Annotated in this window: 19 protein-coding genes and 2 tRNA genes; 16 read left to right on the forward strand and 5 right to left on the reverse strand. The window is 45.7% G+C overall.

Translation table 11 applies throughout. The annotated features are described in order from the left end of the window. Nucleotides 1–6: 6 nt before the first annotated feature. The 10 genes from zapA to THEBA_RS00235 all read left to right on the forward strand — a co-directional run bounded on the left by zapA (nucleotide 7) and on the right by THEBA_RS00235 (nucleotide 7,460). Nucleotides 7–288 carry a cell division protein ZapA gene (gene zapA, locus THEBA_RS00190; RefSeq protein WP_006487448.1) on the forward strand — a complete coding sequence of 94 codons (282 nt, stop codon included), beginning with the start codon at nucleotides 7–9 and terminating at the stop codon, nucleotides 286–288. After that, nucleotides 269–1,099 carry a glutamate racemase gene (gene murI / locus THEBA_RS00195; protein WP_236609177.1) on the forward strand — a complete coding sequence of 277 codons (831 nt, stop codon included), beginning with the start codon at nucleotides 269–271 and terminating at the stop codon, nucleotides 1,097–1,099. The genes zapA and murI overlap by 20 nt, the downstream gene beginning before the upstream one ends. 1 nt (nucleotide 1,100) lies before the next feature. Next, complete coding sequence (locus THEBA_RS00200) at nucleotides 1,101–2,063, forward strand: gluconeogenesis factor YvcK family protein (protein WP_014729954.1); 963 nt, start codon at nucleotides 1,101–1,103, stop codon at nucleotides 2,061–2,063. After that, the gene (gene whiA, locus THEBA_RS00205) at nucleotides 2,060–2,986 is read left to right on the forward strand and encodes a DNA-binding protein WhiA (RefSeq protein ID WP_006487455.1); all 927 of its coding nucleotides are present in this window, start codon (nucleotides 2,060–2,062) and stop codon (nucleotides 2,984–2,986) included. Before THEBA_RS00200 ends, whiA begins: the two co-directional genes overlap by 4 nt. Then, entirely contained in the window at nucleotides 2,987–3,448 is a 462-nt protein-coding gene (gene nrdR / locus THEBA_RS00210) for a transcriptional regulator NrdR (protein ID WP_014729955.1), read from the forward strand. A 17-nt stretch (nucleotides 3,449–3,465) separates the two neighbouring features. Next, entirely contained in the window at nucleotides 3,466–3,939 is a 474-nt protein-coding gene (gene greA, locus THEBA_RS00215; RefSeq protein WP_014729956.1) for a transcription elongation factor GreA, read from the forward strand. A 12-nt stretch (nucleotides 3,940–3,951) separates the two neighbouring features. Next, nucleotides 3,952–5,457 (forward strand): lysine--tRNA ligase, encoded by a 1,506-nt coding sequence (gene lysS, locus THEBA_RS00220; protein ID WP_014729957.1) that lies wholly within the window; start codon nucleotides 3,952–3,954, stop codon nucleotides 5,455–5,457. A 10-nt stretch (nucleotides 5,458–5,467) separates the two neighbouring features. Then, complete coding sequence (locus THEBA_RS00225) at nucleotides 5,468–5,929, forward strand: GatB/YqeY domain-containing protein (protein WP_014729958.1); 462 nt, start codon at nucleotides 5,468–5,470, stop codon at nucleotides 5,927–5,929. After that, complete coding sequence (locus THEBA_RS00230) at nucleotides 5,926–7,296, forward strand: GlmL-related ornithine degradation protein (protein ID WP_014729959.1); 1,371 nt, start codon at nucleotides 5,926–5,928, stop codon at nucleotides 7,294–7,296. The genes THEBA_RS00225 and THEBA_RS00230 overlap by 4 nt, the downstream gene beginning before the upstream one ends. Nucleotides 7,297–7,384: 88 nt before the next feature. Further along, nucleotides 7,385–7,460 (forward strand) — tRNA-Gly (locus THEBA_RS00235). 1 nt (nucleotide 7,461) lies between these two features. Here the strand turns inward: THEBA_RS00235 and THEBA_RS00240 are convergent. After that, nucleotides 7,462–7,962, reverse strand: coding sequence for a dihydrofolate reductase family protein (locus tag THEBA_RS00240; protein WP_014729960.1), 501 nt, complete (start codon nucleotides 7,960–7,962; stop codon nucleotides 7,462–7,464). A gap of 82 nt (nucleotides 7,963–8,044) precedes the next feature. Between THEBA_RS00240 and THEBA_RS00245 the strand changes: the two genes are divergently transcribed. The 6 genes from THEBA_RS00245 to disA all read left to right on the forward strand — a co-directional run bounded on the left by THEBA_RS00245 (nucleotide 8,045) and on the right by disA (nucleotide 16,310). Next, the gene (locus tag THEBA_RS00245) at nucleotides 8,045–10,015 is read left to right on the forward strand and encodes a hypothetical protein (protein ID WP_014729961.1); all 1,971 of its coding nucleotides are present in this window, start codon (nucleotides 8,045–8,047) and stop codon (nucleotides 10,013–10,015) included. A gap of 1 nt (nucleotide 10,016) precedes the next feature. Then, nucleotides 10,017–10,694 carry a tRNA1(Val) (adenine(37)-N6)-methyltransferase gene (locus tag THEBA_RS00250; protein ID WP_006487463.1) on the forward strand — a complete coding sequence of 226 codons (678 nt, stop codon included), beginning with the start codon at nucleotides 10,017–10,019 and terminating at the stop codon, nucleotides 10,692–10,694. 4 nt (nucleotides 10,695–10,698) lie between these two features. Continuing rightward, entirely contained in the window at nucleotides 10,699–11,328 is a 630-nt protein-coding gene (gene tmk, locus THEBA_RS00255) for a dTMP kinase (RefSeq protein ID WP_006487464.1), read from the forward strand. A gap of 5 nt (nucleotides 11,329–11,333) precedes the next feature. Beyond that, nucleotides 11,334–13,823: an ATP-dependent Clp protease ATP-binding subunit gene (locus tag THEBA_RS00260; protein ID WP_014729962.1), complete on the forward strand. Its 2,490-nt coding sequence runs from the start codon at nucleotides 11,334–11,336 to the stop codon at nucleotides 13,821–13,823. 95 nt (nucleotides 13,824–13,918) lie between these two features. Further along, nucleotides 13,919–15,244: a DNA repair protein RadA gene (gene radA, locus THEBA_RS00265; RefSeq protein ID WP_014729963.1), complete on the forward strand. Its 1,326-nt coding sequence runs from the start codon at nucleotides 13,919–13,921 to the stop codon at nucleotides 15,242–15,244. After that, nucleotides 15,231–16,310 (forward strand): DNA integrity scanning diadenylate cyclase DisA, encoded by a 1,080-nt coding sequence (disA, locus tag THEBA_RS00270; protein ID WP_014729964.1) that lies wholly within the window; start codon nucleotides 15,231–15,233, stop codon nucleotides 16,308–16,310. The genes radA and disA overlap by 14 nt, the downstream gene beginning before the upstream one ends. Here the strand turns inward: disA and THEBA_RS00275 are convergent. From THEBA_RS00275 to THEBA_RS00290, 4 genes are all read right to left on the reverse strand, one after another. After that, entirely contained in the window at nucleotides 16,291–17,577 is a 1,287-nt protein-coding gene (locus THEBA_RS00275; protein WP_006487469.1) for an amidohydrolase family protein, read from the reverse strand. The two genes, disA and THEBA_RS00275, sit on opposite strands and share 20 nt — an antisense overlap. Beyond that, a complete protein-coding gene (locus THEBA_RS00280; RefSeq protein ID WP_014729965.1) occupies nucleotides 17,574–18,314 on the reverse strand; it encodes a WecB/TagA/CpsF family glycosyltransferase in 741 nt (246 codons plus the stop codon). Before THEBA_RS00280 ends, THEBA_RS00275 begins: the two co-directional genes overlap by 4 nt. A gap of 74 nt (nucleotides 18,315–18,388) precedes the next feature. Beyond that, a tRNA-Leu gene (locus THEBA_RS00285) sits at nucleotides 18,389–18,478 on the reverse strand. A 102-nt stretch (nucleotides 18,479–18,580) separates the two neighbouring features. Further along, nucleotides 18,581–19,282 carry a DUF3298 and DUF4163 domain-containing protein gene (locus THEBA_RS00290; RefSeq protein ID WP_014729966.1) on the reverse strand — a complete coding sequence of 234 codons (702 nt, stop codon included), beginning with the start codon at nucleotides 19,280–19,282 and terminating at the stop codon, nucleotides 18,581–18,583. Nucleotides 19,283–19,575 lie beyond the last annotated feature (293 nt).

The following is a 19,575-nucleotide window of genomic DNA, read 5'->3' on the forward strand; positions in this document are numbered from 1 at the left end:
CCAGCTATGAAGCGTTCAGTCTCTCTAGATCTAGGAGGAAGGAAGTACACTTTTCTTACTAGTGATCCGCAAGAACTCGTGGATCAAGTTTTTTCAAAGATAGGCGAGCTATATGATTCACTGAAGAATAATGAAGAGGAAATCGGCTATGAAAAAATACTGGTCGGGATTTCTGTCAACCTTGCACACGACCTTGTGAGAAGTCAGAATGAACTGCTTAGGCTAAAGGCGAAATACGAAGAGGTTCTTTCAGAATACTTCCAGGGACGTGACGAGGTTGAGAAGTAGATTAAGAATTGGAGTTTTTGATTCCGGAATAGGTGGCCTCACTGTTCTCAAAAGGCTCGTGGAGACGTTACCCGAAGGAGTGAGTTTTCATTATTTTGCCGATACTGCCAGAGTTCCTTACGGCTCAAAGCCAGTAGAGACGCTAAGAAGATATGTAAGAGAAATATTCGACCTCTTTGCTCATTTGAATGTCGATGCAATAGTGACGGCCTGTAACACTTCTGATTCGATACTTACGCAAAGTGATAAAGCGGAGCTCGGTGTTCCATACTTCAGCATAATTGATCCTACAGTTAGAAGAATCGGCGAGTCGGCTCCCGGTAATTCAACGGTGGCCATAATCGCAACTGAAAACACGGTAAAGAAGTCTCTTTACCTCAGAAAGCTATTTCGCTATGAAAGCTTCAGTAAGATAGTTCAAAAAGCTTGCCCACTCTTCGTGCCGTTGATCGAAGAGGGTATCTGGGAAGGTGAGATTGTCGACTCGATCGTCAAGTATTATTTGAATGACTTTGCTGAGATTGAGCCAGACTTCATGATTCTCGGATGCACTCACTACCCTTTCATAAAAAACTCGATTGAGAGGTTTTTGCCTTCAAAAACCAAGGTTGTCGATCCATCCGAGTATATTGTGAGGGACGTAGCTGACTGGGCTACGATTTTGTCGCCTGAACCTTCGACGGTTGATTATTACGTAAGTGGCAACACCAGAATTTTCCAGGATATTCTAAAGAGATATCTCGGAAGATTCGAGAATGTGAAGGGTGTCGATCTGAACGTTACAGGGATAAATGTGAGAGGAAGAGTTTAGGATGAGCAAGATAGTTCTTGTCGGAGGTGGGACCGGGCTATCGACTTTCGCTCGAGTGATAAAGGATTTCGTTACTTCTCTTACTCTGATTGTGGCTGTAACAGATGACGGGGGAAGTTCCGGAATATTGAGAGAGGCTTTAGGAATGCCTCCGCCCGGTGATGTAAGAAACAATATTATCGCGCTAGCCGATGATGAAGAACTGTTGACGAAGGTGTTTTCTCACAGGTTCAGTGCCCCGGCGATGAACGGTCATTCGCTCGGAAACATAATTATCGCTGGTCTCATGGAGATGTGTGGAGGTTTTTCCGAGGCAGTTTTGACTGCTTCCAGAATGCTCAAGATCAAAGGCATTGTCCTGCCCGTGGCGGAGGATCTCGTTAGTCTCGTGGGTGAGCTTGACGATGGGACAATTGTCAAGGGAGAATCCCGAGTATCGGCAGCTGGAAAGAGGCTTAAAAAAGTCTCCCTTGACAGAACGTGCGAAGCTCTTCCAGAGGTGAGCGACTCGTTGGTTTCGGCAGATACGATAATTATCGGTCCCGGTAGTCTCTTTACAAGCGTTGTACCTAACTTCCTTGTTTCCGGTGTAAAGGAGGCGCTGAAGAGATCTCAAGCGAGAAAGATCTATGTCTGTAACATCATGACTCAACCGGGTGAAACGGATGATTTTTCACTGGCAAAGCACGTACAAATCGCAGAGAGTTATTGTGGGGTAGAATTCGATCTTATTTTCTGGACAGAGATCGGGGGCGTTGCATCGTCGGTTTTGAGTAGGTATGAAGAGAAAGGCTCACGTCCGGTCGAAAATGACATGATTTCGGATGGGAGGGTTAAGGTAATAACCGGAGCGACTACCGAGTTTATAGACGATGGAAGAAGACGCCCCGTACTTAGGCACTCTCGAGCCGGAATAATTTCGATTCTTCATGAATTAGGCTTGTTGGGAGAGGAAGGAATTTGAGCTATGCCGACAAACTCAAAGAAGAGTTATGTCATCTTCCGCTCGATGATCAGGCAGAATGTAGAGCCGAGTATCTTGGCTTCGTTAAATCAAGGGGAACTTTGAGATTAAGGGGGAACACCTCGTTCTTGGTGATTCCTCTCACGTCAATTACAAGTTTGAAGAGGCTGTTTCAGGTTTCAAAGAGACTTTCTATTCCAATTTTTGAAACCCAGGTAATCGAAGAAGTCAGATTAGATAGGAAACGCGGCGGAGAACTGAGTTATCTCTATGGAGAAGTTGAAGAATTTCTTCGAAGGAATGGAATATCTGTCCGAGATGATTCGATTCCACGACCTGTCAGGGAGGATCCGGTCTATTTCGGAGCCTTTCTTAGAGGCCTTTATCTGGCCGGTGGATCCGTAGTCGATCCTTCTAAGGAGTATCATCTTGAGATTACTCTCGATACAACCGAAGCATTTGTAAATTCGGTGAAACAGTATGTTTCTGAGAACTTCAACATAAAAGTCGGTGTGGTGAAGGTCAGGGACAAATTCAAAGCATATGTGAAGTCCTCGATGGATATCATCGAGCTACTTTCCCTGATGGGTGGAAAGAAGACCGTCACAAGGCTTTCCAGCGCTATAGAAGTGAGAAAGATCAGGAGTGATGTTAGTAGAACCCTGAACTTCTTGACAGCAAATGCAAATAAGTCCGGACAGGCCATGGCAAAACACGTCAAGGCCATCAGAATTGTCGACAGGAAGCTAGGAATAGAAAATCTGGAAGAGGACCTTCAACAGGTTGCCATTCTACGTCTGGAGAACGAGGATCTCAATTTGAGAGAGCTCGGCGAAATCATGAATCCACCGATGAGCAAGTCAGCAGTATATAATAGGTTGAAAAAACTAATGGCGTTGGCCGAAGAGCTAGGAGATAAATAAATGAAATGTCCATTTTGTGGTGGAGATTCTACGAGAGTCCTGGATTCAAGACCAACCGATGAAAACACTTCGATTCGGAGAAGAAGAGAGTGTGAGAAATGTGGTGCTAGATTCACGACATACGAGAGATATGAAAGACTTCCCTTTTTGGTGGTGAAGAAAGACGGACGGAGAGAGAAGTTCAGCAGGGAGAAACTCTTGAATGGACTGCTAAGAGCCTGTGAGAAGAGACCAATATCTGTTGATACAGTTAATGAAATCGTTGATTCCGTTGAAAACGAAGTCGTGAAGTCCGGGAAACATGAAGTTGTTTCAAGCGAGATTGGTGAGATGGTGATGACTAAACTCAAGTCTCTGGACAGGGTTGCGTATGTTAGATTCGCATCTGTTTACAAGGAATTTAGAGATTTAGACCATTTCATGGATATAATTGAGGAACTCAGAGACGACAGAAATCGTTGAATGGAGGGGTCCAGGTCGTGAAGAAGAAAGTGATCTACCTTACGCAAGAAGGCTTCAACGGAATGAAAGAGGAACTGGAAAGCCTCAGGAAAAAGCTAATGTACGATATTGCTGAAAGGATTAAGGAAGCCAGGGAACTGGGCGATCTCAGCGAAAACAGCGAATACGATGAGGCCAAGAATGAGCAGGGAAGAATCGACAGCAGAATAAAACAGCTGGAAGAGATTCTCAACAATGCCGAGATCATTGAGGACGACGGCGACCTCAGCACTGTGAAGTTGGGTTATGTTGTGGAGTTACTGAATATAGATACGAATGAAAAATCTCAATTCAGAATCGTTAATGCTCAGGAAGCTAACATATTTGAAGGGAAGATCTCTTCCGATTCTCCTATTGGGCGCGGAGTGTTGACGCACAAAGTCAATGAGGTGGTAAGGGTGAAGACTCCTGCGGGTTGGGCGAAATACAAGATTCTTACCATCGGAAAGTGATGGGGATATCTAATGAGTGAAGAAACACGTAGACAGAGAATCGAAGAGATAAATCAGATGCGTCAGGAGGGTATTGAACCTTACCCGTATAGCTTTGATAAGACGCACTGGGCAGCTCAGATCAAGAGCGAGTTCGCCTATCTTCAAAATTCGGAAACGAAGGAAGATACAGTTCTTAGTACGGCCGGCAGAGTTGTCGCCGTGAGAAATCACGGAAAATCGAGCTTCTTTGTCTTGAGGGATAACTCTGACAGAATCCAGGCATACATCAGGCTTGACGGAGTGGGAGCGGAGAGCTTCGAGGTTTTCAAGAAATACGTTAATATTGGTGATTTTGTCGGCGTAAAGGGATTTCCCTTCAAGACCCACACGGGAGAGATATCCGTTTTTGTTAAGGAGTTCGAAATACTCTCCAAGTCTATCAGGATGATGCCGGAGAAGTGGCACGGCGTCAAGGACAAGGAGATAATCTACAGGCAAAGATACGTAGAGATGCTTTCAAGTGACGACGCGCTGAAGAGATTCAAGATTCGTTCCGAGCTGTTCCGGCTGGTCAGAGAATTTCTTCAGTCCAAGAATTTTGTTGAAGTGGACACTCCAATGCTCCATTATTTGACCGGGGGTGCGTCAGCGAGACCATTCAAGACTCATATCAACGTCTTCGAGTCGGATATGTACTTGAGGATAGCGGAAGAGCTCTTCCTCAAAAGGTATCTGGTCGGAGGATTTGAGAGAATCTTTGAAATCGGGAAGAACTTCCGAAACGAAGGTGTCTCATACAAGCATCATCCTGAGTTTACGATGATGGAATTGTACTGGGCTTACGCGGACTACAACGACATAATGAACATCACCGAAGAGATGATAAATTTCGTGGTCCGTGAGATCGCTGGCTCGGAGATTATTTCATACCAGGGTAAAGAGATCGATTTTTCAAGGCCTTGGCGCAGAGTGAAGATGGCAGATTTTATCAAGGAGAATCTAGGCGTTGATATCCTGGAGGACTCAGATGATAGAATGATGGCCGTCCTTAAGAAACACAACACAGAACCGGAGATTAAAGAGAGAGGCCATTTAATCGAAAAATTGTGGGATTTGGTTGAGCATAATCTTGTGAATCCCACCTTTGTTACCGAACACCCGGTAATTATTTCTCCGCTTTCAAAGGTGCACAGAGAAGACTCAAGAGTTACAGAGAGATTTGAACTGATAATAAGCTCGATGGAAATGGCTAATGCTTTCAGTGAGCTGAATGATCCTATAGAGCAGTACAACCGTTTCCTCCATCAGGCGGGTTTAAGGGATATAGGTGATGAGGAAGCTCAAATGATGGATCATGACTTTATCAGAGCCCTCGAATACGGTATGCCCCCTACGGGTGGGCTTGGAGTGGGTTGGGACAGGATAATTATGCTGGTTACTGATTCCCCATCGATCAGGGATATAATTCCCTTTCCACTTGTAAGACCTATCTCCTTTGAGGAAGAAGAAGCATTAGAGATAAGCGATGAACAGTAGAGGTGATTTGATGACTCTTTATGATCGCATTCAGCAGGATATGAAAGAAGCAATGAAGGCAAGAGACTCTCTCAAGACCAATACACTGAGAAGCGTGATCTCGTCGGTAAAGATGTATCTTGCCTCTTCTGAAGAAGCTAGATCGGGTGAGCTAACGGATGAGATTGTGATTGGCCTTGTAAGAAAAGAGGCGAAAAAACGTGAAGAGTCCATCGAAGCGTACAGAAAGGCTGAAAGAGACGATTTAGTACAAAGTGAATCCGAAGAGCTCGAAATACTTAAGAGTTATCTTCCCGAAGAAATGAGTCCTGATGAAATAAGAGCAGTAGCACTAAAGACAATCGAGGATTTGAAGGCAAACAACCCCTCCGATCTGGGAAAGGTTATGAGAGAACTGATGGTTAGATTGAAGGGGAGAGTGGATGGGAAACTCGTCAACAAGATTGTCAGGGAGCTTTTGGAGAGTAGATGAAAGTCGAGTTCTTGACTGCAGAAATCGGGAGCACCACTACGGTGCTCTCTGCTTTTTCATGTGACGCTTCTGGATCGATGAGATTTGTGGGACAGGGTGAGTCCTATACGACCGTAAATGAGAACGATGTCACAATCGGCATTGACAATGCTTTGAGAAACCTGAAGAGATCTCTGGGCTGCGACAACCTCGAATGGAGTGTCTTCCTGGCTTCCTCAAGCGCGGCCGGCGGTTTGAGAATGACGGTTCATGGACTGGTGTACGACATGACCGTAAAGGCGGCAAGAGAAGCTGCCCTGGGAGCTGGCGGAGTGATAAAGCTGGTAACAGCCGGCAAATTGAGTGAGAGAGATCTAAAGAAGATTGAGGCAGCCAATCCAAAGCTTATACTTCTTGCAGGTGGGGTCGATTACGGAGAAAAAGAGACTGTGGTACATAACGCCGAGATTCTTAGAGATCTCGATCAGAATATTCCAATAATATTCGCTGGGAATGTTGCTGCTGCCGATGACGTTCTAGAAATAATCTCGACAAACGGGAGAGACGTCCATATTGTCGACAATGTTTATCCGCGAATAGACGAGCTAAACGTCGAACCAACGAGACAAGTGATTCGTGAAGTCTTCTCCAAAAATATCGTCAATGGCCCCGGGATGGAAAAGGTCTATTCAGTCATTGACAAACCGATAATACCGACTCCCGCGGCCGTCATGCTGGCGACGGAACTCTTTTCCCAAGTCAATGACGACGTTATTGTGGTAGATATCGGGGGAGCAACCACCGATGTCGATTCCGTTACAGACGGAGATCCCGAAATAGCGTCGATCTTGCTGGCTCCCGAGCCAAGATCAAAGAGAACGGTTGAAGGTGATCTTGGAATCTATGTAAACGCCAGTCATGTAATAGAGCAAATCGGAAGAGATGAACTGGGGAAAGAGTTTCCCGACCTTGAGAACATCCTTCGAAACCTAACTCCTTATCCAAAGAATGATCGTGATGAGGCTTTCTCCTTGAGATTGGCCGCATACTGTTTCGAGACCTCTATCCGAAGACACGCAGGAACCATAAAACAGCTCTATGGTCCGACTGGTAGAACCGAAGTTGCTTATGGGAAGGATCTGACCGCCGTGAAATCGGTGATCGGCACCGGAGGAATCCTTAGTAGATCGAAATTCTCTTCGAAGATTATGAAGATCGTACGGACTCTCTCCGCGAAACACGAAAAAGAGTTGTTGCCTAAATCCAGTGTAAGATTATTCCGGGACAGAAATTACATATTTGGCGCAGTTGGTCTGATTTCGACCGTCGATTTACCTTCTGCTAGAGATCTGGTTGAGAACTCTCTTGAAGAGCTGAACACGACTTGAATTCGGTGCTCGGCTAATTCGTAAGTCCAGATTGACAAGCGTTTCCGATTGACAAGCGTTTCCTCGGGGTGATAGAATCTCCATGAATGCGGGTGTAGCTCAGTTGGTAGAGCATCAGCTTCCCAAGCTGAGGGTCGCGGGTTCGAGTCCCGTCGCCCGCTCCAATTATTTGACTTCGTATACGGTTAGAATTGCTTCCCCGAGTTTTCGAAACTCCTTTAGGCTGAGATCTAGGTCGCGTTCCATAGTTTCTCCCAACCCGGCGATGCCCGTTCTTATGATCGGTTCAAAAGTAATGTGGAGTTCATTGACCAGGCCCAAATCCGCAAAGTGATCGAAAGTCTCGGCGCCGCCAATCAAGCACACCTCATCGTGCCCCTTTTTCTCCAAATCTTCGAGAAGTTCTTTTGGGGTTGAGGATGTGAAGATGAGGTTTTCGGATGGTCTATAATAGTCTGGATTTCTCGTCAATACGATGTTGAGCCTGTCAGGAAGGGCCCTCCCGATAGCTTCGTGGGTCTTCCTCCCCATTATCACTATGCCGACACTTGAGGTCAGGGATTTGAAGTACCTTTTGTCTTCTCTCGATGTCCACTCTGTCTTATCGTCTTCTGATAATGAGATCTTTCCATTCAACGTACTTGCAAAAACCGCAATGACTTTCACTTTGAGCACCTCCCAGTTGACGATGTCCAATGATCTTCATTTTATCTTTTTTTGACTCTCCGAACAATGCCAGAGAGTCAGTTTGATCAAGATATGTTATTCTTCTTTAGATGGGAGAGTGAAAGAGATTAAGAGGATTGCCTGGAGAGTCTTGATTTTCGCTATGCTTCTCATGTTGATTTCTTGTAGTAACAGCACAAATTACGCGGTCTCGATAAAGCAGATTGACTGCGAAGGTTCAACCTGTAATTTGAGGCTGGAGATTTCCGAAGACGGGTTAAGTCTTCCGGAATTCCTTATCACTTTGGATCGCCCTCCAGTCGACGGAAGTGATGGAATTAGAATCAAAGGAACAGAGATTTCTTTAGATCTGAAGGAGGCGGGGAGCCACACGATTTTTGTCACTTTGGTCGATGGAAAGAGATTCTTAAGCACCCCGGTTTCCAAAGAAGTAATTATAAATCTGAATCCTCCCGATGCACCTGATCTCACTTGGAGCCTTTCTCAAGGTGAGCTCAAACTGTCTCTTCGAAGCGATAGTTCCGATTCGGTCACTGACTATCGCATTCTTGTCAACAACGTCTTGCACAGCTCGACCCAAGGAACATTCTCATTTCCCGTTGATCGGGATGCCCACTATGTTATTCAGGCCTTTTCGGTGGCTGGCAATCTAAGATCCGACCCCTCAATTCTTGATCTCAAGCTTTCGGAGGATTTTGCCCCCGAAGTAGAGCTTACTTCTGTGCTTCCTTTTACGAATGGCGCAGTCGATATTACTGTCGTCGATGACTGGGATAGAACAAACGATCTTTCTATAAAGGCCTTCCTTGAGGAGAGTAACATTCTTCTGCTTTTTGATGGAAACAGGTTGATTCCTGAGATACCCCTTCCCGAGGGTATAAATACACTTGTTGTTCGGGTCGCCGATTCATCGGGAAACGTGACCGAGTTAAAGAGGGAGCTGAAAACAGTCCGAAAGACCTCGGTTGAAATTCCTGAACTGTACATCGAGGAAGGCACTATTAGGAACGCAAGATGGACGACGCCAAAGGGCATGGTTGAACTTCAGAGATACATTGATGGCGAATGGATAACTCTGTCTACCCACAGTTCGGAAGAGGAGTCATCAATAATCGCAAAGGACAGCATTTCTGAAAAAGGCGATCTTTACCGAATTGTTGTGGACTCTGATAATGAGAAACTGCTGCCTTCAGTTCCGGTTTTTGCAAAGGAAAGTCTGTTTAGGAGATTTAGCACGGAGTTTATATCGTCTTTTCTCGGAATGGATGCGCTGCTAGTCGGCGGCAATTCCTACAGATTTTACGGAAACATCGTCGTTCGAGAAAACACTGTCATGAGAGTTGAATCGGGCACGTCTCTGACGATTCCCCGAGGAAACACTCTTCTAGTTAGCGGTGTTCTTGATCTGGAAGGCTGGAAGGATAGAATAAAAGTGAATCCCGGCGGTTCCTCGGGAACAATTGAAGTAACAAATAACGGAGTTCTTATTGCCAGGAGCGTTGATTTCAATAATTCCACTGTATCGATTGAAAATGCTGCCGTTGCGGTGTTTGAGGATTGCACGCTGTCAGGAGACCTGAAGATTAGCGGAGCCAGAACGGTTCAAATATACAACAGCCAGTTCAGCGGAGATATGGAGATCGAGAACGTTAGAGAGCTGCTGGTTCATCAAAGCGATTTTTCGGGAAGCAGTCTGGTTCTGAGTGGTTTGGGTAGGGTTTTGCTTTCTAGAAGCTCTTTACGATTCCATTCTCTCGAGATAGTAGATTCGAGACTTGAAGCGTATGAATCGCTTTTCGAAGCTGAAGGTTTGTTTGTTCGAAAGACATCTCATCTGTTGCAGACAAGAGGTGCCTTGATAGAAACTGAAATCTCCGTTTCCGGTGCATCATCTATCCATATCGAAGAACCCAATTTGACCGGAGATGTCAAGATAGAGCTCAGAGACCTTTCAAGGCTGAGTCTGCAGAAGGATTTCGAAGGATCGATCGAGATTGTTTCGGATGAGAAGTCGGCAATAAAGGTATTTTGAAATGGGAAAGAAGTTTCGCGATTTTGATCCTTACGTTCTAGAGGCTTTTGAATTCGATTTCTCTTCTAGACACGCGCGCATAAATCATGGGACGGTTTTGCTATCCTGGTTCGTCGAACCCCCCAAAGGTTCGAGAAGAGCGCTTGAACTGGGTGCAGGCAGTGGCGTGATTTCCATATATTTGGCCAAAAACTTCGGACTTGAAGTGACGGGAGTCGAAGTTGATAGAGAATTGCACGCTGTTGCGACAAAGAATGCTTCACTGAACGGAGTTGAAAATCTCACAAGATTTGTGAACTGCGACATAGACGATTATGCGGCAAACAACAGGGGAGAGGTGTTCGATATGGTAGTCTCGAATCCTCCTCATTTTCTTCATTCCGGTGTAGAGAGTCCCGATGGCAAAAGAAATAGGGCGAGGAGAATCGACCCTGAACTGGCTATGGTCTTCGCCTCCGCAACAAGTAAGTTGCTCAAAAATAGAGGAGCTTTTTTCTTTTTACTCCATCCGAGGGATCTAACGAAGTGGGTCCGCCTGCTTGAGGATTTTAAGCTTGGAATCCATAAAATGCGTTTCGCACATGGGTCAATGGAAGGACAGGCACAGTTGGTATTAGTGAGTGGGAGAAAGAGTTCATCTTCTGAAATCGTTGTAGAACCACCCATAAGGATGAGGTGAAGTTATGTTCATCAGTGTAGAAGGAATTGATGGATGCGGTAAGACGACTCAGATAAAACTTTTAGCGGAGTATTTGAGTCAATTAGATGTAGAATTCATAATTGTCAGGGAACCCGGAGGAACAAAGGCCGGTGAAGAGATAAGGGACATACTTCTCCATAAGGAGTATCATTTGTTCTCTGAGTCTGAGCTTCTACTCTTTATGGCGGCACGTGCGCAGATAGTTAGGGAGGTCATAAGGCCCGAGCTTGAGAAAGGCAAAACGGTGATTGCTGATAGATTCATGGATTCATCGGTTGCCTATCAGGGAGTGGGTAGACGACTGGGCAGAGAGATAGTTCAAGCTATGAACGCATTTGCGGTAGGGGGAACCGTTCCCGATATTACCTTTTACATTGATGTACCGACCGATGTAGCTATTTCTCGGATGAGAAAAGAAAAGAAAAATGATAAAATAGAGATGGAGAATTTTGATTTCTTCGAAAGAGTGAGAGAAGGATATGAGAAACTGATGGTAGAGAATCGTGAGAGGTTTGTTCGGATAGATGGAAAACAATCTGAAGAGAAAGTTCAAACTGATATCAGGAAGTCGTTGCGGGTTTTGTTTCATAAGAAAAATCAAAATGGGAGGTGACTGAAATGTACTTCGACAAGTTTTCTGAAGGTGCTGCGCAGGTCTTCGTGACAGCCCAGGACGAGGCGAGAAGTCTCGGCCACCCTTATGTTGGAACTGAACACCTCCTTCTGGCGATCATTAAAGTAGAAAATGAGCTAACAACTAGGATTCTGAGAAACTACTCGATTACATACGAGAGAATCTCCAGAGAAGTCACTTCGATGGTTGGGACAAACGTTCATCAATCTGTAGTAGGTGCCCCGCAAATGACTCCCAGAGCACGTAGAGTCATTGAGCTCGCAAATGATGAATCTAAGATGCTGGGGCAAGACAAGATTGATGTAGAACACATAATGCTCGGAATCGTTCGCGAAGGAGAGGGCATAGCTGCCCACATATTGAAACAGATGGGAGTCAACTTATCTCAGCTGAGAAGGGAGATCATTGAGAACATAACAGGGGACTGGGAAGAAGGTGGAGAACAGCCCGAGAATGTTTTTGTTCAACCGAGCTCTACAATGGGCCCCGCCATTAAGCAACTTGAAGGTTTTGGCATCGATCTCACTGCCATGGCAAAGGCGGGTAAACTTGATCCGATAGTTGGCAGGGAGATTGAAAGGCAGAGATTGATGGAGGTTCTGTCAAGGAGAAAGAAGAACAACCCTGTCTTGATCGGTGAGCCCGGAGTTGGGAAGACCGCTATTGTTGAAGGCCTGGCGCAGATGATCGTAGATGAAGAGGTTCCTGAAACGCTTAAGAATAAGGTAATATTCGCTCTTGACGTTGCTTCTCTCATAGCCGGAACTAAGTATAGAGGTGAATTTGAGAAGAGACTGAAGAAACTGATTCACGTGGTCAAGACAAATGGAAACATAATTCTCTTTATCGATGAGGTACACACGATTGTTGGAGCAGGCTCTGCAGAAGGTGCGGTAGATGCTGCTAATATTCTGAAACCGGCTCTTGCGAGCGGAGAAATAAGGTGCATAGGTTCAACCACTCCCGATGAATACAGAAAGTACATAGAAAAGGATGCCGCACTGGAGAGAAGATTTCAAAAGATATATGTGACTGAACCTACTCCAGAAGAGTCTGTGGAGATTCTGAAAGGGATTAGACATAAATATGAGCTCCACCACAAAGTGCACTATACGGAAAAGGGCTTAGAGGCAGCGGTGACTCTATCGCACAGATATGTGTCTGATAGATTCCTGCCGGACAAGGCCATAGATATCATTGATGAGGCCGGCTCCAGAGCCCGGTTGAAGAAGCTCACTATACCAGATGAGCTTAAGAAAATGCAGGGTGACATTGAGTCTCTCAAAATCAAGAGAGAAACTGCTGCAGCCGATCAGGAGTATGAAAAGGCCGCTCAACTCAAAGAAAAGGAGCGTTTAATACAGCAAAAGTATAGAGATGGGTACAACGATTGGAGGAACAGAGTGGACTCTGAGATCGTCACGCTCGATGATGACGAAGTTGCCGAAATAGTTTCCAACTGGACCGGAATTCCGCTTAGGAAGCTCGAGGAAACTGACAGCGAAAAGCTGCTTACTCTTGAGAACGCTCTTCATGAGAGAATTGTATCTCAAGATGAGGCCATCTCCGCAGTTGCCAAGTCGATAAGGCGCGCAAGAAGCGGGCTAAAGGATCCCCGTAGACCGATTGGTACCTTTTTGTTCCTCGGACCGACGGGGGTCGGAAAGACCGAGTTGGCGAAGGCCCTTGCGGAATATCTCTTTGGCGACGATAAGGCCCTCGTGAGATTTGATATGTCGGAATACATGGAGAGATTCTCGGTCTCCAGATTAATTGGAGCTCCACCAGGTTATGTCGGTTACGATGAAGGCGGTACGTTGACTGAGAGAATCAGGAAGAGACCGTTTTCAGTAATCCTGTTCGATGAGATTGAAAAGGCTCATCCTGATATCTTCAATATTTTGCTTCAGATAATGGACGACGGACGGCTCACCGATTCCCAGGGGAGACAGGTAGACTTCAGAAACACCATAGTCATAATGACAAGCAACCTGGGCGGGGAGTTCATAAACAAGACAAAGTCATCAATCGGATTTGTAGAGTCGAGTCATGAAGAAAAAGAATACGAAGCGATGAAGACCTCCGTTCTAGAGGAGGTAAAACGTACTTTCAGGCCGGAATTTCTGAACAGGCTCGATGAAGTTGTGGTTTTCCATCAGCTCACGAAGGATCAAATAAAGACGATCATCGATATTCTCATGAACGACATGAGAAAGAGACTGAATGAGAAGCATCTGAAGCTGATACTCTCAGAGGCCGCCCAGGAGTTCCTCGTTGAAGAAGGATTCAATCCCGTGTACGGTGCCCGGCCTCTAAAAAGAGCCATACAGAAGTATGTTGAAGACCCTCTTTCCGAAGAACTGCTTAGAGGGAGATTTCAGGACGGTGATCTGATTACGGCCGAAGTTGACAATAGGGTTCTGATCTTCAAGAAGAAAAAAGATGAGAAGACTGAAGTGAAGGCCATCACCTAGATTCATTGATTGGCGAGGTTTCGGGGGGCACAAGTGGCCCCCTTTTTTAAAATACTAACGGAGGTGTATCTCCGTATATTACGGAGTCGTTCTAGATGAAGAAGAAAAGAAGCTATGTCTGCGATGTGTGCGGCTATGAATCGCCCGCTTGGTTTGGTCGTTGCCCTTCATGCCATGAGTGGAACACTGCCATATCGTTTGTTAGCGAAGGAGACAAGGACGAAAACATTTCTTTTGCAGATATAGAAGTAAGACCGCTTTCGCAAGTTGACACGACCGAATCATCTCGAATTGACACGAAAATTGAAGAACTCAATAGATCACTTGGAGGTGGAGTCGTTCCGGGAAGCGCGGTTCTGATCAGCGGAGAACCTGGTATAGGCAAATCGACACTCATGCTCCAGCTCTCGGCGCTGATCGCCGGAGAAAGGCCCGTCCTGTATATATCGGCAGAGGAATCTGCACGTCAGCTAAGATTGAGAGCGGAGAGGCTCAAAATCCAAAGGAAGGAGCAGATAGAAGTAGTATCGGCTACCGAGATAGACTTCCTGGGATCTTTGGCCATTGAAAAGTACGGCATGATCGTCGTCGACTCGCTGCAGACAATAAAGATGTCTTCTGTACCTTCTTTGCCTGGTTCTGTAGTGCAGGTCAGGGAGTGCGCTAACATGTTGGTTTCTCTTGCAAAATCCTCTGACATTCCTGTCCTGATTGTGTCACACATTACAAAGGGAGGTCAAATCGCCGGCCCAAAACTTGTGGAGCATGTTGTAGATACGGTTTTGTACTTCGAATCTAGTAAAACCGGCTTCAGATTCTTGAGAACCATTAAGAACAGATTTGGACCTTCAGACGAAATTGCCGTCTTCGAAATGACTTCAGAGGGCCTCAAAGAAGTTCCCGACATCAGCAGTCTGTTTGTTGAGGACTACATTAGCGCCCCCGGAAATGTCGTTTCGGCAATCTATGAGGGTTCTCGAGCTATGTTGATAGAGGTGCAGGCATTAGTTTCAAAACCCGTTTATGGTACACCAAGGAGACTCGCCTCGGGGATACCTCTTGAAAGGCTTCTTCTTGTGACCGCGGTGCTGACAAAAAGAGCGGGAATTCCTCTTGACAGCCTAGATCTCTATATGAACGTTGCGGGAGGACTGCAGATAGAAGATACTGGCGTCGATCTGGCGATCGCAGCGGCTCTGATTTCATCTTATACAGATACTTCAATACCCGAAGGTGTAGCTTTCTTCGGTGAGATAGGTCTTGACGGAACCGTGCGCTCAGTTTCTTCTATGGAGAAAAGAATCGAGAGGGCGAAAAAATCATCCTTCATGAGGATAGTTGCACCGGAAGGAAGAAATGGTATAAAAGATGTAAAGCAACTCTTAAAATTCATCGGAGGTATGAAGAGTGGAAAGGAGTGAACTGATAGAAAAAATCAAGAAAATTGCCCCGGGAACGCCCCTCCGTCACGCTCTTGATGATATTCAAGATGCCAACGTCGGCGGATTGCTGTTTTTTGTTGACGACTACAAGAAATACAGTCATTTAATGCAGATAGGATTCCTTCTAAACTGTCAGTTCAATCCGAACAAACTCTATGAACTGGCAAAGATGGACGGGGCCATTGTCGTCGATGACGACCTTACTACAATCGTTGGCGCAAACGTCCAGTTGATACCCGATCACACGATTCCTACAAATCAGACTGGGATGAGACACCGGGCTGCAGAGAGGATGGCTAAAGAAACAGGTAGGATGCTTGTTGCAATTTCAAAGAGAAGAAATACGATGACAATCTTTCTAGGGGACTTCGCCTACACTCTGAACAATGTGGAGACTCTCACTTCTAAGATCACTCAGACGATAAGAACGGCCGAGAAGTACAAAGAGGCATTCATCGAGGCTTTACAGGGTATAGAGTTCATGGAACGGACCGGGTCTCTTACTCTTTACGACGTTGTGAAGACAATCCAGAAAGGACTCATGGTTGCTCTTATCTGTGAGGAAGCGGAATTCACGATAGCCGAGCTGGGCAACCACGGAAGGTTTCCTTCAATGCAGCTTGCGGAGATCCTCGTCAATGTTAACGAGGAGATCGAGAGTTTAATCCTGGACTTCCACGAAGAGTTACTGGATCAAGATAGCCTGGAGGAAGTCTTCGACAAGATGAGGAGTCTCGGAGAGAAGGAGATAAGCAGTTTCGGAGTGATACTGAGAAATCTGGGTTACGATATAAATACCGCTTCTCAAGCCGTTGAATACTTCATCCGGTCGAGGGGTATTCGTTTTGCCAGACACATTCCCAGAATTCCTTTGCAGGTCGCCATCAATTTGGGCAAGGAGTTTGGCACATTTTCGAATCTCCTTGAAAGCAGCGAAGACGAGCTCAAAGATGTCGACGGAATCGGTGAGAAACGAGCCTCAGCAATAAGACATGCTATAGATGTCTACAAAAAATCGGGAGAAATCACAGTTCCAGGCTTCTAAGCTGCTTCGATATTTCCCTAAGCTCCTTCTTCGAGATCCGTTGAGGCACTCCCTTGTCAAAGATCAGCTCTCCGGAATTCCAGACTTTCTCAAACGATGTATCGAAAGAGGACTTGAGAACCAGCTGAAGGGTTATCGGCAAATTCATATCGAATTTCTCCAGATCAAGCGATGATTTCGCCAGAACAAGATCTGCTGAGTAACCCTCTTTGAGTACTCCAGAATGTTTCCCAAAAAACCTCTGAAAGAGTTTGTAATTATTGTCAAATAGCGTCTTCCTTATCTCGTAGTCGATAATTGAATTGTCAAAACCCCTATGGCAACGTTCAGTGAGAATTATCTCTTTTGCTTCCCCGAGGATGTCCGCCCCGAGAAATCCCGTGCCGAGGCAGACCTGCATACCTCGACCTAGCAAATCTGAGATATTCGGCTGAAAGGTCCCGGCATACATTTCCGATCTCAAAGACTTTGTGACGAAAATCCTTCGAGAAGAGATTATGTCCATATCTGTCTCACTGAGGTTCCCGCCGTAGACAACACCACATTCGGGGATCAATATTCCATTCTTCATAAGCCTCTCTACAAGGCTTTCTCCCCACCTGAAGAGGCACACTTCATTCTCCCGCTTCATGTCGAAGATGAGCAGATTCAGATTCATCCCCTTCTCATAAAGACCTCGTAGCTTTTGAATAGCTTCCTCTTCAAAGGTTGCAAGATTGCTAACATAAAGCATCGGACAGAACGAGGCGTCTCTGGTAACGTTTTCCCAACGACCACCGATCTCGTCCAGCGTGTCTTCAGTCAGAACCGGCCCGACCGCAAGATAGACACCGTACTTCGCAGCAATCTCCCTATATAGCTCCGGATCCACATCGGGATGATCAACAACCGGACCGCTCATGGCGACTGAACCGCTTCTAATTGCCTTCATTACGGCTAACTCAGCCGAAAGTCGAACCAGTTCGGAATTCACCTCTTTCCTTCCCGAATTAAGCAAGCCACCGAAAAAATCGATCTCAGTTCTCTCGCCTTTCAGGACTCTGACTGGGTATGGAGAAATGCTGGAATAGATGCTGTAATGAGCATTGAAAAATGAGGGCAACAGAATGCCTTTTTCGCCATCGACTATCTCTTCATCTTCCTGGATGCTGTATTCTCTTCTTGGGCCAACGAAAGTGATTTCCCCGTCCTCAAATCTAACCAAAGCATCATCCACAAGAGGGTTCTTTAGATCATTTGTGAATGCCAAAACGTTAGTTACGATCATCTGGAACCACCTCTTCTTGATTCTAAATAAGATCTGATAACGTAAGTCTCGAAACTAAAGAGCTTGGGAATAATTTTGAGCCGCTTTCCAGGTTCTCGAACCACTCTGTAAAGCCATTCAAGGCCGGCTCGTTGCATCCATAAAGGAGCCCTCTTAAGATTGCCAGAAACGACGTCGAAAGATCCGCCTACGCCCATCAATATCTTTGCCTGGAGTTTCTCAGCATTCTCTGCAATCCAAAGTTCCTGTCTTGGGACACCCATCCCGACAAACAAAATATCTGCAGATGAAGCGTTTATTTCCGAAACGATTGTATCATTTTCTTCTTGCGTGAAGAAGCCACTGTGATACCCGACAATGTCAATTAGTGGAAATCTTTGTTTTAGTTTTTCGGTTGTCTTTGTTACAACAGTCTCTTTAGATCCCAGAAGAAATATGCTCAATCCCTTTTCAGCGGAGAGTTCACAGAGCTTAAGCATCAAATCGATGCCCGGAACTCTTTCAAGGTTCCTTTTGGAAATTAGCTTAATTGCTTTCAGTACACCGCTTCCGTCAGGAACGACGTAATTCACTTTGTGTAGAGCCCTGCAATACTCCTCGTTGTGCATGTATTCGTAAGCAATCAAAGCGTTTATAGTAAGGACGTGTGATCTAACTCCCGATTGTGTTCGCTGAATGAGTTCATTTGCTACAGAGACTAGATCCTTCTCTTCCAGTTCGAAATCTAAGAATCTCAAACGAACACCTCCAAATTTCATTAAGACACGAAGAGCCACATTTTCAACGAAAAGAGGAAGGCTTAGCCTTCCTCTGGTGCCGAGGGCGGGAATCGAACCCGCACGGGGCTCTCAACCCCAGCGGATTTTGAGTCCGCCGCGTCTGCCAGTTCCACCACCTCGGCCAGCAATAAAACTTTACCATCAAAGGTTATCAGTGTCAACGAGTTTCTTTCGGATACGCCACCAGTCAGAACGGTCGGCTTTACAGCAGCCAGAACGCTTCCCTATTGTTTCAGCAATTCGCCCAGCGAGAAGCAGAACTCCGGCATTCCCGCTGCCCAGGGACCTATCTCGTATGGCTGGAAGTATACGCATAGTCTTCCTGCCTTCAGGTAGAAACCCTGGTCGGTTGTGACCCCCTTGAAATATTCCGGCCACAGGTCTTCTCGCTTTCCAATCTCTCCTGTTATCAGTTCATTCAGTCTGTCTTCAGCGGCCGCACTGTCCAAAACACTGTGAAGGGCAACAAGGCGGCATCTGTCAACAGAGATGTTATAAGTTCTTCTGGAAGCACCGGGGTGGGCCCCGCCTGTGTACTCGCTGAAGATCATGTCGATGCTAAGAATGCCATCGCTGAGATAAGCCTCATATAAAACATATATGCTGAATTTTCGGAATGGCCATTCGGAAGTTTTCGATTCTTCGTAAGCGGCCTGGGCCATTTCTTCGATCTGAGTTCTATAATCCGTAATCTCAGACTCAATAGTTGCGTTAAGATAGTCTTCAAAAGGCTTGTCTTTCAAACCGCTTATTGAAGGAATCTGAATATTTATTTCGCATATTTCAGAGTCTTCGACAATGTTTTTCCCGAGAACGGATATCATGTTTCCATTGGAAAGAAAGATCTGTTCAGGAAGATCCTCGGTATAAGAAAACGCAACCGCAAGAGCGAACACCAAGTAGACTGCAATCAACAATCTTCGCATAGAAACCCCTCCTTTTAACGATCATTCATATTGTAAATGCTACAAAGGACAGAATAAGCATCTTCATAGAAGAATAATACCACCGAGCTGCCGCTGGGTGAGCCAAAAAAGATTGTGCAATTCTTTCTCTGAAACTAACCTCATCTTTTGTTCAAAATGAATCAAGTAAATGGGGCTTGTGCGACTCTGTCATTGATTTCAGAGGTTCGCCATTTTCAGAGCGACTGGGTTGTTTGGAGAAGTAAGGCAGAAAAACGGTATCGCGGTGATATGATTTGTAAGGGGGTGATAGA

The sequence above is a fragment of the Mesotoga prima MesG1.Ag.4.2 genome (assembly GCF_000147715.2).
Taxonomy (GTDB): domain Bacteria; phylum Thermotogota; class Thermotogae; order Petrotogales; family Kosmotogaceae; genus Mesotoga; species Mesotoga prima.

Coding starts and splice junctions, on each gene's coding strand:
- THEBA_RS00225 (WP_014729958.1), top strand. CDS start 5,468: ATGACTCTTTATGATCGCATTCAGCAGGATATGAAAGAAGCAATGAAG.
- radA (WP_014729963.1), top strand. CDS start 13,919: ATGAAGAAGAAAAGAAGCTATGTCTGCGATGTGTGCGGCTATGAATCG.
- THEBA_RS00260 (WP_014729962.1), top strand. CDS start 11,334: ATGTACTTCGACAAGTTTTCTGAAGGTGCTGCGCAGGTCTTCGTGACA.
- THEBA_RS00230 (WP_014729959.1), top strand. CDS start 5,926: ATGAAAGTCGAGTTCTTGACTGCAGAAATCGGGAGCACCACTACGGTG.
- nrdR (WP_014729955.1), top strand. CDS start 2,987: ATGAAATGTCCATTTTGTGGTGGAGATTCTACGAGAGTCCTGGATTCA.
- THEBA_RS00250 (WP_006487463.1), top strand. CDS start 10,017: ATGGGAAAGAAGTTTCGCGATTTTGATCCTTACGTTCTAGAGGCTTTT.
- lysS (WP_014729957.1), top strand. CDS start 3,952: ATGAGTGAAGAAACACGTAGACAGAGAATCGAAGAGATAAATCAGATG.
- tmk (WP_006487464.1), top strand. CDS start 10,699: ATGTTCATCAGTGTAGAAGGAATTGATGGATGCGGTAAGACGACTCAG.
- THEBA_RS00275 (WP_006487469.1), bottom strand. CDS start 17,577: ATGATCGTAACTAACGTTTTGGCATTCACAAATGATCTAAAGAACCCT.
- THEBA_RS00200 (WP_014729954.1), top strand. CDS start 1,101: ATGAGCAAGATAGTTCTTGTCGGAGGTGGGACCGGGCTATCGACTTTC.
- THEBA_RS00290 (WP_014729966.1), bottom strand. CDS start 19,282: ATGCGAAGATTGTTGATTGCAGTCTACTTGGTGTTCGCTCTTGCGGTT.
- zapA (WP_006487448.1), top strand. CDS start 7: ATGAAGCGTTCAGTCTCTCTAGATCTAGGAGGAAGGAAGTACACTTTT.